The 13,005-nt window shown below is 66.4% G+C and carries 12 protein-coding genes; 8 read left to right on the top strand and 4 right to left on the bottom strand.

Annotated elements, in window-relative coordinates:
• Positions 1-2 precede the first annotated feature (2 nt).
• From gsiD to ftsB, 8 genes are all read left to right on the top strand, one after another.
• A complete protein-coding gene (gene gsiD / locus CAL19_RS05040) occupies positions 3-899 on the top strand; it encodes a glutathione ABC transporter permease GsiD (protein ID WP_026640405.1) in 897 nt (298 codons plus the stop codon).
• Positions 900-908: 9 nt separating this feature from the next.
• Positions 909-1,988 carry a P1 family peptidase gene (locus CAL19_RS05045; RefSeq protein ID WP_026640406.1) on the top strand — a complete coding sequence of 360 codons (1,080 nt, stop codon included), beginning with the start codon at positions 909-911 and terminating at the stop codon, positions 1,986-1,988.
• Positions 1,989-2,037: 49 nt separating this feature from the next.
• Positions 2,038-2,856, top strand: a complete 819-nt coding sequence (locus CAL19_RS05050) for a M55 family metallopeptidase (protein ID WP_094796171.1) — start codon at positions 2,038-2,040, stop codon at positions 2,854-2,856.
• 8 nt (positions 2,857-2,864) lie between these two features.
• Positions 2,865-4,661 carry an aminopeptidase P family protein gene (locus tag CAL19_RS05055; RefSeq protein WP_094796172.1) on the top strand — a complete coding sequence of 599 codons (1,797 nt, stop codon included), beginning with the start codon at positions 2,865-2,867 and terminating at the stop codon, positions 4,659-4,661.
• A 120-nt stretch (positions 4,662-4,781) separates the two neighbouring features.
• On the top strand, positions 4,782-6,428 hold the full coding sequence (locus CAL19_RS05060) for a CTP synthase (protein ID WP_026640409.1): 1,647 nt from the start codon (positions 4,782-4,784) through the stop codon (positions 6,426-6,428).
• Entirely contained in the window at positions 6,429-7,283 is an 855-nt protein-coding gene (gene kdsA / locus CAL19_RS05065; protein WP_094796173.1) for a 3-deoxy-8-phosphooctulonate synthase, read from the top strand.
• A 50-nt stretch (positions 7,284-7,333) separates the two neighbouring features.
• Positions 7,334-8,620, top strand: a complete 1,287-nt coding sequence (eno, locus tag CAL19_RS05070) for a phosphopyruvate hydratase (RefSeq protein WP_026640411.1) — start codon at positions 7,334-7,336, stop codon at positions 8,618-8,620.
• A 62-nt stretch (positions 8,621-8,682) separates the two neighbouring features.
• The gene (gene ftsB, locus CAL19_RS05075; protein ID WP_026640412.1) at positions 8,683-9,021 is read left to right on the top strand and encodes a cell division protein FtsB; all 339 of its coding nucleotides are present in this window, start codon (positions 8,683-8,685) and stop codon (positions 9,019-9,021) included.
• An 8-nt stretch (positions 9,022-9,029) separates the two neighbouring features.
• On the opposite strand, the gene CAL19_RS05080 is transcribed toward ftsB, so the two are convergent.
• The 4 genes from CAL19_RS05080 to CAL19_RS05095 form a co-directional block, all read right to left on the bottom strand.
• The gene (locus tag CAL19_RS05080) at positions 9,030-9,674 is read right to left on the bottom strand and encodes a pilus assembly protein (RefSeq protein ID WP_170941499.1); all 645 of its coding nucleotides are present in this window, start codon (positions 9,672-9,674) and stop codon (positions 9,030-9,032) included.
• Positions 9,675-9,841: 167 nt separating this feature from the next.
• Positions 9,842-10,759: an Hsp33 family molecular chaperone HslO gene (gene hslO / locus CAL19_RS05085; RefSeq protein WP_026640414.1), complete on the bottom strand. Its 918-nt coding sequence runs from the start codon at positions 10,757-10,759 to the stop codon at positions 9,842-9,844.
• Between the two features lie 38 nt (positions 10,760-10,797).
• Positions 10,798-11,319, bottom strand: coding sequence for a gamma carbonic anhydrase family protein (locus CAL19_RS05090; RefSeq protein WP_026640415.1), 522 nt, complete (start codon positions 11,317-11,319; stop codon positions 10,798-10,800).
• A gap of 20 nt (positions 11,320-11,339) precedes the next feature.
• Positions 11,340-13,001, bottom strand: coding sequence for an acyl-CoA synthetase (locus tag CAL19_RS05095; RefSeq protein ID WP_094796175.1), 1,662 nt, complete (start codon positions 12,999-13,001; stop codon positions 11,340-11,342).
• Positions 13,002-13,005 lie beyond the last annotated feature (4 nt).

Genomic DNA, 13,005 nt, shown 5'->3' on the forward strand with positions numbered 1-13,005 from the left:
CCATGACACAGACGACCGCCGTGAATGCCGGCATCAATACTGCCACCAACGTGCGAACCCCCTGGGGCGAATTCTGGCGCAAGTTCCGCAAGCAGCATGTGGGCGTAGCCGCCCTGGTGTTCGTGCTGCTGCTGGTGCTGGTCGCCGTGCTGGCGCCCTGGATCACGCCGTACGACGCCGAGAATTACTTCGACTACGACATGATCAACACCGGGCCGTCCGCGGCCCACTGGTTCGGCGTAGACCCGCTGGGCCGCGATATCTTCAGCCGCATCCTGGCCGGCGCGCGCATTTCGCTGGCGGCCGGCTTCCTGTCGGTGCTGCTGGGCGGCCTGGTGGGCACTGCCCTGGGGCTGCTGGCCGGCTACTACGAAGGCTGGTGGGACCGCATCACCATGCGGATCTCGGACGTGCTGTTCGCCTTTCCGGGCATCCTACTGGCCCTGGGCGTGGTCGCCATTCTGGGCAGCAGCATGGTCAACGTCGTGGTGGCGGTGTCGGTGTTCAGCGTGCCGGCCTTTGCCCGCCTGGTGCGCGGCAATACGCTTGCCCTCAAGCACCTGACCTACATCGAGGCCACCAAGAGCATCGGCGCTTCCGACTGGACCATCCTGATGCGCCACATCCTGCCGGGCACCATTTCGTCCATCGTGGTGTACTTCACCATGCGCGTGGGCACATCCATCATTACGGCGGCCAGCCTGTCGTTCCTGGGCATGGGCGCGCAGCCGCCCACGCCCGAATGGGGCGCCATGCTCAATGAGGCTCGCGCCGACATGGTAAACGCCCCCCACGTGGCCCTGTTCCCCAGCCTGGCCATCTTCTTCACCGTGCTGGCGTTCAACCTGCTGGGCGACGCCTTGCGCGATGCCCTCGATCCCAAGATCGACCGCCTGTAGTCCGGCCCGATGAATACGCAATCGATCATTCCGCGCGTCGGCATGTTGCCGGCGGGCCCCCTGGACGCCATTAGCGACGTGCGCGGCGTAACCGTCGGCCACTGCACGCTGGCCGATGCAGCCCTGCAGACCGGCGTCACCGTGGTGCGTCCGCACCAGGGCGACGTCTACCGCGACAAGGTGCCGGCCGCCGCCGCGGTGCTCAATGGCTTCGGCAAGAGCGTGGGGCTGGTGCAGGTGCGAGAGCTCGGCGTGCTCGAAACGCCGCTGGCGCTGACCAACACTTTTGGCGTGGGCACGGTCGCCAATGCGCAGATCCGCGCGGCCCTGGCGGCCAACCCGTCCATCGGCCGCGATTGGCCCACCGTCAATCCGCTGGTGTTCGAGTGCAATGACGGGTATCTCAACGACATCCAGGCGCTGGCGGTGCAAGAAACGCACTATGCCCAGGCGCTGGGCGCGGCCGATGCCCATTTTGCGCAGGGCTCGGTGGGGGCGGGGCGCGGCATGTCGTCATTCTCGCTGAAGGGCGGCATCGGATCGGCGTCGCGCGTGGCAGAGATCCAGCCCGGCCTGCGTTACACCGTTGGAGCGCTGGTGCTGGCCAACTTCGGCAGGCTGCCCGCCCTGACGATCGCGGGCCGCCCATTCGGCCGCGAGCTGGCGCTGCGGCAGGATCGGGCCGTGGCCGCCGATGCGGCGCGCCCGGAGCAGGGCTCTATCATTCTGCTGCTGGCCACCGACGCGCCTCTGGATGCGCGGCAGTTGCGGCGCGTGGCGTTGCGCGCCGGGGCCGGGCTGGCCCGCACCGGGTCGGTGTTCGGCCATGGAAGCGGAGACATCGCCCTGGCGTTTTCCACCGCCTACACCGTTCCGCACCTGGCCGAACGCGGCATGCCGGCCGTGTCCATGCTGCACGAAACCCGCATCGACCCCTTGTTCGAGGCGGCCGCCGAATCCTGCGAACAGGCCATCGTGGCGGCCCTGTGGCACGCCGAATCGGTCACCGGGCGCGACGGCCACCGTCGCGCCTGCATCCGCGAAGCCGCGCCCGAATGGCGCCAATGGCTGGCCCGCACCGAACTGTAGGCCGGCTTGTCGGGCCGTCACGGGCCCATACTCTTTCTAGCCCGCATCTATGAAAATCCTGATTTCCACCGACATCGAGGGCGTGGCCGGCGTATTTCACGCCGAGCAGACGCGGCCGGGCAACGGCGAATACGAACGCGCGCGCGCCTGGATGACCGGCGAGGCCAATGCCGCCATCGAAGGCGCGTTCGACGGCGGCGCCGACGAGGTGCTGGTCAACGATTCGCACGGCGGCTTTCGCAACCTGTTGCCCGACGCGCTCGATGCGCGGGCGCGCGTCGTGCTGGGCAAGCCGCGTTACCTGGGCATGATGGGCGGCCTGGAAGAATCCTGCGACGCGGTCTGCCTGGTGGGCTACCACGCACGTTCGCAGGCGCGCGGCATACTGGCGCATACGATCAACAGTTTTGCGTACGCGCGCGTATTCATCAACGGCGTCGAGCTGGGCGAAGCCGGCCTGTACGGGGCGCTTGCCGGCGAACTGGGCGTGCCCGTGATCATGGCCAGCGGCGATGATGTCTTCATCGAAGAGACTCGGCCGCTGTTCCCGCGCGCCCGCTGGGTGCAGACCAAGGTGGCGCACGGACAGGGCAGCGGCGTGTCGCTGTCGCCCGCGGCCGCGCGCCAGGCCATTGCGGCCGCGGTCCGGGACGCCGTGCGCGAGGCCGGCCAGGCGGTTCCCCTGCGTATCGCGCCGCCTATAGAATGCCGGTTGCAGACACAGAGCACGGCGTTGGCCGATCTGTTCTGCATGTGGCCCACGCTCGAGCGCGTGGACGGCGTGACCTTGCGCTTTACCGTAGAAAGCATGCAGGCCGCCATCCGCACGCTGAATTGCCTGTCGGCCATGTCGTCCATGTTGCGCTGAGGAACCCCATGTCCCCCACCGATACCCGTATCGCCAGGCTCAGGCAGGCCATGCGCCGCCGCGGCCTGGATGCCTGCATCATTCCGTCGGCCGACCCGCATCTGTCCGAATACCTGCCGGCCCGCTGGCAGGGGCGCGAGTGGCTCAGCGGGTTCACCGGATCGGTGGGCACGGTGGTGGTCACGGCCGATTTCGCCGGCCTGTGGGTCGACAGCCGCTATTGGGTCCAGGCCGAGGCTCAACTGGCCGGAACCGGCATGCAACTGATGAAAATCGCCGCCGCGAACACGCCCGGCCACGTCGAATGGCTGGCCTCGCGCCTGCGCGCCGGCCAGCGCGTGGGGGTGGACGGCAACGTGCTGGGGCTGTCGGCATTCCGCGCCTTGTGGGCCGCCCTGCAGCCGCTGGGAGCCAGCCTGGACATCCTGGCCGACCCGCTGGCAGATGTCTGGACGGACCGTCCCGGCCTGCCCGACGCCCCGGTGTATCCCCACGAGCCGCCTTATGCCTGCGCCAGCCGCGCCGACAAACTGGCCCGGTTGCGTCAAGCCATGCGCTCGCACGGCGCGGATGTCCACCTGGTGTCCACACTGGACGACATTGCCTGGCTTCTGAATCTGCGCGGCGCAGACGTGCCCTACAACCCGGTGTTCCTTGCCCACGCGCTGGTCGGCCCGGACCACGCCACGCTGTTCGTGGGCGACGGCAAGATCAGCGCGGCCCTGCGCGCCTCGCTCGCCGCCGACGGTATCGACGTGGCTCCGTATGGGCTGGCGGCCGAGGCGCTGGGCTCACTGCAGCGCGACCAGGTCCTGCTGATCGACCCGGCGCGCGTGACGTGCGGGGTGTTCCATGCCATGGACCCCGAAGTGCCCCGCATCGAAGCCATCAACCCCACCACGCTGTTCAAATCGCGCAAGTCCGAAGCCGAGCTCGCGCATGTGCGCCAGGCGATGGAACAGGACGGCGCGGCGCTGTGCGAGTTCTTCGCATGGTTCGAAGACAGCCTGGGCAAGCAAGTCATCAGCGAGCTCACCATCGACGAGCAGATCACGGCGGCGCGCGCGCGCCGCCCCGGCTACGTGTGCCCCAGCTTCGCCACCATTGCCGGCTTCAACGCCAACGGCGCCATGCCGCACTACCGCGCGACACCGGAATCGCATGCGGTGATCGAAGGCGACGGCCTGCTGCTCATCGATTCCGGCGGGCAGTATCTGGGCGGCACCACCGACATCACGCGGGTAGTCGCGGTGGGGCGGCCCAGCGCCGACCAGAAGGTCGATTTCACGCTGGTGCTCAAGGGCATGATCGCCCTGTCGCGCGCCGCGTTCCCCCGCGGCACGCCGTCGCCCATGCTCGACGCCATTGCCCGCGCGCCCATCTGGCAGGGCGGGGCGGAATACGGCCACGGAACCGGCCATGGCGTCGGGTATTTCCTGAATGTGCACGAGGGCCCGCAGGTGATTTCGTACCGCGCCGCCCCGGGCCCCCATACGGCCATGGAGCCGGGCATGATCACCTCCAACGAGCCGGGCATCTACCGGCCGGGCCGTTGGGGCGTGCGCATCGAAAACCTGGTGGCCAACCGGAGCTGGCTCGAAAACGAGTCGGGCGAGTTCCTGTGTTTCGAGACGCTCACCCTGTGTCCCATCGACACCCGCTGCATCGACGCATCGTTGCTGCGGCCCGACGAAATCGCCTGGCTGGACGACTATCATCGCACGGTCCGCGAGCGCGTCGCCCCCCTGGTGCAGGGCAGGGCGCTCGACTGGCTGCAGGAGCGCACGCGGCCCGTGCAGGGCTGAGCCGCCGGCCCATTCGCCTTCTGTTACGCACCGGTCATCCGGGAAAACCCCTGAGCCGCCTCACGGGCGGCTATAATCCAAATTTCCCGCATGCGCCCCCTGTCCCGGGCGCCAATTACGATGACCAAATACGTATTTGTCACCGGCGGTGTGGTGTCTTCCCTGGGCAAAGGGATCGCCGCCGCGTCCCTCGCCGCGATCCTCGAATCGCGCGGTCTGCAAGTCACCCTGCTCAAGCTCGACCCCTATATCAACGTCGACCCCGGCACCATGAGCCCGTTCCAGCACGGCGAGGTGTTCGTCACGGAAGACGGCGCCGAAACCGACCTCGACCTGGGCCATTACGAGCGTTTCATCTCGGCCAAGATGCGCAAGGTGAACAATTTCACCACCGGCCAGATCTACGAATCGGTGCTGCGCAAGGAACGCCGGGGCGACTACCTGGGCAAGACCGTGCAGGTCATTCCCCACATCACCAATGAAATCCAGGACTTCGTCGCCCGCGGCGCCGATGCGGCCTGGAACGGCGCCACCGATGTGGCCATTGTCGAAATCGGCGGCACCGTCGGCGACATCGAATCGCTGCCCTTCCTGGAAGCCGCCCGCCAGATGAGCCTGCGCCTGGGCCGCAACAACGCCGCCTTCGTGCACCTGACCCTGGTGCCCTTCATCGCATCGGCGGGCGAACTCAAGACCAAGCCCACCCAGCATTCGGTGCAGAAGCTGCGCGAGATCGGCATCTATCCCAACCTGCTGCTGTGCCGGGCCGACCGTCCCATCCCCGACGACGAGCGCGCCAAGATCTCGATGTTCTCCAACGTGCCGCTGGACGCCGTCATCTCGGTGTGGGACGCCGACTCCATCTACAAGATTCCGGCCATGCTGCACAAGCAGGGCGTGGACAACATCGTCTGCGAGGCCCTGGGCCTGACCCCGCCGCCGGCCGACCTGTCCATGTGGGACAACCTGGTCGACGCGCTCGAGAACCCGCAGCACACGCTCACGATCGGCATGGTGGGCAAGTACGTCGACCTCACCGAATCGTACAAGTCGCTGTCCGAAGCGCTGGTGCACGCGGGCATCCATACGCGTTCCAAGATCAACATCGAATACATCGATTCCGAAGACATCGAAACCCGCGGTACCGACCAGCTCAAGCATCTCGATGCCATCCTGGTGCCGGGCGGCTTCGGCAAGCGCGGCACCGAAGGCAAGATAGCCGCCATCCGTCATGCGCGTGAAAACGGCGTGCCCTACCTGGGCATCTGCCTGGGCATGCAGCTGGCCGTCATCGAGTTCGCCCGCCATGTGGCCGGCCTGGGCGGCGCCAACAGCACCGAATTCGATCCGTCCACGCCGCATCCCGTGGTGGCGCTCATTACCGAATGGATGGACCGCGAAGGCAAGCTCGAAAAACGCGATGCCGGCTCCGACCTGGGCGGCACCATGCGCAAGGGCGCGCAGCGCTGCCCCATCAAGGCGGGCACCCGTGCGCAGGCCATCTATGGCGACAACGTCAACGAGCGCCATCGCCACCGCTACGAGGTCAACAACGTGTATGTGCCGCGCCTCGAAGAAGCGGGCATGGTCATCAGTGCGCGTACGCCCACCGAAAACCTGCCGGAAATGATGGAACTGCCCACGCATCCCTGGTTCGTGGGCGTACAGTTCCACCCCGAATTCACCTCGACGCCGCGCGACGGTCATCCGTTGTTTTCCAGCTTCATCCAGGCGGCCATTGCCCATCAGGGCCGCAAGGAGCCCTGAATGAAAGCCTGCGGTTTCGACATCGGCCTGGACCACCCGTTTTTTCTCATTGCCGGCCCGTGCGTCATCGAGTCGCGCGAACTGGCCTTCGATACCGCCGGCCGCCTGAAAGACATCACGGCGAAACTGGGTATCCCGTTCATCTATAAAAGCTCGTTCGACAAGGCCAACCGCAGTTCGGGCAAGTCGTTCCGGGGCCTGGGCATCGACGAAGGCCTCAAGATCCTGGCCGACGTGCGCGCCCAGCTCGGCGTGCCCGTGCTCACCGACGTGCATGAAACCGAGCAGGTGGCCATGGTGGCCTCGGTCGTCGACATGCTGCAGACGCCCGCCTTCCTGTGCCGCCAGACCGATTTCATCCGGGCCTGCGCGGCCACCCTCAAGCCGGTCAACATCAAGAAGGGCCAGTTCCTGGCGCCGCACGACATGGTGCAGGTGGCGCAAAAGGCCCGCGACGCCGCCATCGAGGCCGGTGGCGACGGCAGTAACATCCTCGTGTGCGAACGTGGCGCTTCTTTCGGATACAACAACTTAGTGTCCGACATGCGCTCGCTGGCTATCATGCGGGAAACCGGCTGCCCGGTCGTCTTCGACGCCACCCATTCGGTGCAGTTGCCGGGCGGGCAGGGAACCTCGTCGGGCGGGCAGCGCGAATTCGTGCCCGTGCTGGCGCGTGCCGCGGTCGCGGTGGGAATTTCCGGGCTGTTCATGGAAACCCATCCCGATCCGGCCTGCGCGCTGTCCGATGGTCCCAACGCCGTACCGCTGGACTTGATGCCGGGCCTGCTCGAATCACTGGTCGAACTCGATCGCGTCACCAAACGCAACGGCTTCATCGAAAACCAGTTCATCTGAACTGATGCCGCCGTCAAGACTCTGTTTATCGTTCTGGGAATCAAAAAATCATGAGTGCAATCGTCGACATCATTGGCCGCGAAATCCTCGACTCGCGCGGTAACCCCACCGTCGAGTGCGACGTGCTGCTCGAGTCCGGCGCGATGGGCCGCGCCGCGGTGCCCTCGGGCGCTTCCACCGGCCAGCGCGAAGCCATCGAACTGCGTGACGGCGACAAGTCGCGCTACCTGGGCAAAGGCGTGCTGCGCGCCGTCGAGAACCTCAACACCGAGATCTCCGAAGCCCTGATGGGCCTGGACGCCCAGGAACAGACCTTCGTCGACCGCACCCTCATCGAACTGGACGGCACCGAAACCAAAGAACGCCTGGGCGCCAATGCCATGCTGGCCGCCAGTATGGCCGTGGCCCGCGCGGCCGCCGACGAGTCGGGCCTGTCGCTGTACCGTTATTTCGGTGGCAGCGGCCCCATGAGCATGCCCGTGCCCATGATGAACGTCATCAATGGCGGCGCGCATGCCAACAACAACCTCGATCTGCAGGAACTGATGATCCTGCCGGTGGGGGCCACCAGCTTCCGCGAAGCCCTGCGGTGGGGCGCCGAGGTCTTCCACGCGCTGAAGAAGCTCATCCACGCGCAAGGCATGTCCACGGCCGTGGGCGACGAAGGCGGTTTCGCCCCCAATGTGGCCAACCATGAAGCGGCCATCCAGCTCATCCTGAAGGCCATCGCCGAAGCCGGCTACGAGCCCGGTTCGCAGATCGCGCTGGGCCTGGACTGCGCCAGCTCCGAGTTTTTCCGCGACGGCAAGTACACCCTGGCCGGCGAGGGCGGGTTGTCGCTCACGTCGCAGGAATTCGCCAACCTGCTGGCCACCTGGTGCGACAAGTACCCGATCATCAGCATCGAAGACGGCATGGCCGAAAACGACTGGGAAGGCTGGAAGCTCCTGACCGACCAGCTCGGCAAGAAGGTGCAGCTCGTGGGCGACGACCTGTTCGTCACCAACACGCGCATCCTCAAAGAAGGCATCCAGAAGGGCGTCGCCAACTCGATCCTCATCAAGATCAACCAGATCGGCACCCTGACGGAAACCTTCGCCGCCATCGAGATGGCCAAGCGGGCGGGCTACACCGCCGTGGTGTCGCACCGGTCCGGCGAAACCGAGGATTCCACCATCGCCGATATCGCCGTGGCCACCAACGCCATGCAGATCAAAACCGGCTCGCTGTCGCGCTCGGACCGCATGGCCAAGTACAACCAGTTGCTGCGCATCGAAGAAGAACTGGCCGAAGTGGCTTCGTATCCGGGGCTGGACGCCTTCTACAACCTGCGTTAATCGAACCGGGCGCCTGGCGCCCGGCCCCTGCGGTCCGCCGCAATAGTCAAGGGTGTCTGTCTATGCGCCTGCTGTTCCTGGTGCTGCTGGTTCTGGTGGTCCTGATCCAGTATCCGCTCTGGCTGGGCAAGGGTGGCTGGTTCAAGGTATGGGACCTGCAACGTCAGGTGGCGGCGCAGCATGACATCAACGAAGGCCTGCGGGCGCGCAATGCGGCGCTCGAGGCCGAAGTCCGAGACCTGGCCACGGGCGTGGGCGCCATCGAAGAACGCGCCCGCAGCGAACTGGGCATGATGCGCGAAGGCGAGGTCTTCGTGCATATCCTGCCCCCGGGCAGCCCGGTGCCTCCCCAGGCCCAGCCCGCGCCGTCATCCGGCAAGCCGGCTGCGCCGCGCCGCTGACCTTCCCGTCACGGCGGCTTTCCGTTACAGCCTTCCGCACCGTAGCCTACGGCTTCATGCCGTACGGCGGGCGCAGCGTGCCAGTCCACCGGATGCGATTGCATTTCGATGCGCAGCTCCAGCCGCAGCGCCAGCAGGCCTTTGGCCAGCCAGGGGCGGGCGCAGGGCCCGGCCGCGTCCGCCACCGTGCGCAGCAAGGTGCGGGTCAGGGGAGCCAGCGGCCTGTGCGGGTAGGTCAGGCGCAGCCACAGGGTGTTGGCGTCGTAGATGGTATGCCCGGCGATGGCCCCGCGCGAGGCATGATGTTCGGCCTGGTAATCGTTGCTTGCCGCGATGCGGCCCGCGGCGCCGGGCACGCGCAGCCCCGCCCGCGCGTGGGCCCGTACGGCCTCGGGGGCGGGCTGCAGAATAGCGATGCGCCAGCCGTGCGCGGGGCCGCCGTCCTGGGTTGGCGGCACGCCGGCCGCGTCGGCGCCCGCGTGCGATGCAAACGCCCGCGCAATGACTTCGGGGTGGCCGTGGTGCAGGGCGCCCGCGCGGGCGGCTTCGACCAGGGCCACATAGGTGCGCTGCCACGCCAGCTGCCAGTGCGTGGCTTCGATCACCAGCATGGCAAGCAGCAGCAGTGGCGGTGCGGCAATGGCAAATTCCACCAGCGCCGCCCCGCGGCTGGGGCGGCGAACGGCGCGCAACCGTCGGCAATGCGAACGACGAACAACACAGGGCATGGCCGCCAGTGTGCGCCGCCGCTGCCGCGCCGTCGATTGTGGCAATTACGCCAGGGTGTATTGCTCCTGGCCGAAGGCCGGCCGCCTGCCGCCTAGTGCACCGTGGGCGGATCCTGCTCGGGCATGGGGCGCGCCGGGGCAAACAGCCCGGAGCAATCGACGGAATCGAACTCGTACGGCTTGCCGCAGAAGTCGCAGGTGACGCGCACGGTGCCCTCTTCGGCCAGGATTGCCTTGATTTCGTCTTCGCCCAGCGTGCGCAGCATGCCCGAAACGCGTTCGCGCGTGCACGTGCAATGCCAGCGCACGTTCGCGGGTTCGAACGTCAGCAGCGTTTCTTCCCAGTACAGCCGGTGGATCAGCGTGTCTGTGTCGGTGTGCACCAGCTCGTCGGGCTTGAGCGTGTCGGCCAGCAGGGTGGCGCGCGCCATCGTTTCGGCCGCATTGCCGCCCTGCGCCGTGCCGCCATGGTCGGGCAGGCGCTGCACCAGTAGCCCGCCGGCGTGCTCGCCGTTGGCTTGCAGCCACAGGCGCGTATCCAGTTGCTCGGACGCTTTCATGTAGTGCTGCAGCACCTGCGCCACGGTGTCGCCTTCCAGCGGCACGATGCCCTGATAGGTTTGCTGGCCCGGCACTTTGCGACGCGGGTCCAGCAGCACGATGAAGCGGCCCTGCCCGTCGGCATTGAGCAGGCTTTGCAGGTCGCCATCGGCGGGCACTTCGTGGCCGTCGCGCACCTTGACCGTTGCGCGCAGGCTCAGGTCGGACTGGCATTCGACGACCAGCAGCGCGATCGGCCCGCTGCCCTGGATCTGCAGCACGAGCGAGCCTTCGAACTTGATATTGGCCGCCAGCAGCGTGGCGGCGGCCATCAGTTCGCCCAGCAGGCGTTGCACGGCGGGTGGGTATTGATGGTGTTCCTGGGCCTGGCGCCAGGTTTCGCTCAGGCGCACGGCCTGCACCCGCACCGTGCGGTCTTCGAACAGGAATTTCTTGAGTTGATCGGTCATACAGGAATGTTAGCCGATCAAAAGGCCCGCCGCGCGGGTTATCCGACGCGTTTCAGGGCCTGCTTGTAATGCCTGGCGCGGGCCTCGTAGACGCGGTTGTTCTGTTGCATGTCGGCGATTTCTTCGGGGCTGAGTTCGCGCACCACCTTACCCACGCCGATGACCAGCGAGTTATCGGGAATGATGCGGCCTTCGGGAATAATGGCCCCGGCGCCCACCAGGCAGTTGCGACCGATCACGGCGTTGTTCAGCACAATAGCCTGCATGCCGATCAGGGCGCCCTCATGGATGGTGCAGCCGTGCAGCATGGCCTGGTGCCCCACGGTGACACGCGGGCCGATGGTCATCGGGCAGCCTTCGTCCACGTGCAGCACGCTGGATTCCTGGATGTTGGTGCCTTCGTGCACCACGATAGGAGCGTTGTCGCCGCGGATCGCCACGTGCGACCAGATGCTTGCGCCGGCATGCAGCGTGACATTGCCGATGATGTCGGCGCTGTCGGCGATATAGACGCTGGGGTCGATGACGGGCGTGTGATCGTCGAGTTGATAGATGGCCATGCAACTGTCTCCGGTAGTGGTCAGGCGTGTATGCCCGCCTGCGCCTCTTCGCGCTGGCGCAGCACCCTGCGCTGGATTTTACCGGTGGTGGTCATGGGAAGCTCGGCGATGAACTCGATCTCTTTCGGATATTCATACGGGGCGAGCCGGTCTCGCACGTGCTCTTGCAGCGCCTGCTTGATCTGGTCGGGGTCGCGGTCGGCGTATTCGGCCGTCAGCACCACGTATGCCTTGACCAGCGCGCCGCGCTCGGCGTCGGGCTTGGGCACCACGGCGACATTGGCCACGGCGGGATGCCCGAGCAGGCAGTTTTCGACTTCGCCCGGGCCGATACGGTAGCCGGCCGATTTGAATACGTCGTCCGCGCGGCCGGCGTACCACAGGTAGCCGTCGGCATCCACGGTGGCAAGGTCTCCGGTGCGGCACCAGTCGCCCGTGAACTTTGCCGCGGTCGCGGCCTCGTTGCGCCAGTAGCCCAAAAACAGGATAGGGTCGGGAAAGCCGTGAATGTCGTAGCGGTTCAGGGCGATTTCGCCGATTTCACCGGGCGCTACGGGTTGGCCGGCCTCGTCGATGACGGCCACCTGGTGGCCGGGGTACGGGCGGCCCATGCTGCCCGGCTTGGCGGGCCAGCGCATCCGGCTGTTGCCCACCAGGTAGTTCATTTCCGTCTGGCCGAACATTTCATTGGGCGTGATGCCCAGCGCCGTGCGGCACCAGTCGAACACGGTTTCGCCCACGCTTTCGCCGGCGCTCATGATGGACCGCAGCGCCAGCTTATAGTGGCTGGCGGGTTCGGGCACGGCTTTCATCATCATCTTGAGCGCCGTGGGAAACAGGAAGGTGTTGGTGACCTGGTAGCGCTCCATCAGCTCGAATGCGCGTTCGGGCGTGAAGCGCGCCCGCGTGCCGACGATGGGGTGCCCAAAATACAGCGTGGGCAGCAGGGCGTCCATCATGCCGCCCGTCCAGGCCCAGTCGGCCGGCGACCAGAACACATCATTGGGCTTGGGAAACCAGTCTTGCGAGGCCACGAACCCCGGCAGATTGCCGATCAGCACGCTATGAGGCAGCAGGGCGCCCTTGGGTGCGCCGGTGGTGCCCGATGTGTAAAGCAGTATCGCCGGATCGGATGAACGGGTGGCGACCGGCTTGAATTCCCCGGGCTGGCGGGCCAGCAGGCTGCGCCAGGGCAGCACGCGCTCGTCGGCAAAGCCGATGCCGATAACCTGGTGCAGGGCAGGGCAGGTATCGCTGATGGAAAGCAGATTGGCGCTGGATGCGAAATCGACGATCGCGACTCTGGCCTCGGAATCGCGCAAGCGCGTCTGCAGCGCCTCGGGGCCGAACAAGGGCGACAGGGGCACCACAATGGCGCCGACGCTGTAGATCGCCATGTGGGCCACGGCAGTTTCGGGCCGTTGCCCTAAAACCACACCCACCCGGTCTCCACGTTCGACGCCCATCTTCACCAGGCCATTGGCCAACTGGTTGGCGGCCTCGGCCAGGCGAGCGTATGTCCAGACTTCCCGGTTGCCGGCCTCATCTTCGTAATAGATGGCGATGCGACGGGCGTCGGCACTGTTGGCGGCCCAGCGGTGGCAGCATACGTCCGCAATATTGAATTGGGATGGCACCAGCCAGTGGAATGTTTGGTAGAGCGCGTGATATTGGTCGTTCATGGCC

Source organism: Bordetella genomosp. 7, assembly GCF_002261265.1.
Classification (GTDB): domain Bacteria; phylum Pseudomonadota; class Gammaproteobacteria; order Burkholderiales; family Burkholderiaceae_B; genus Bordetella_A.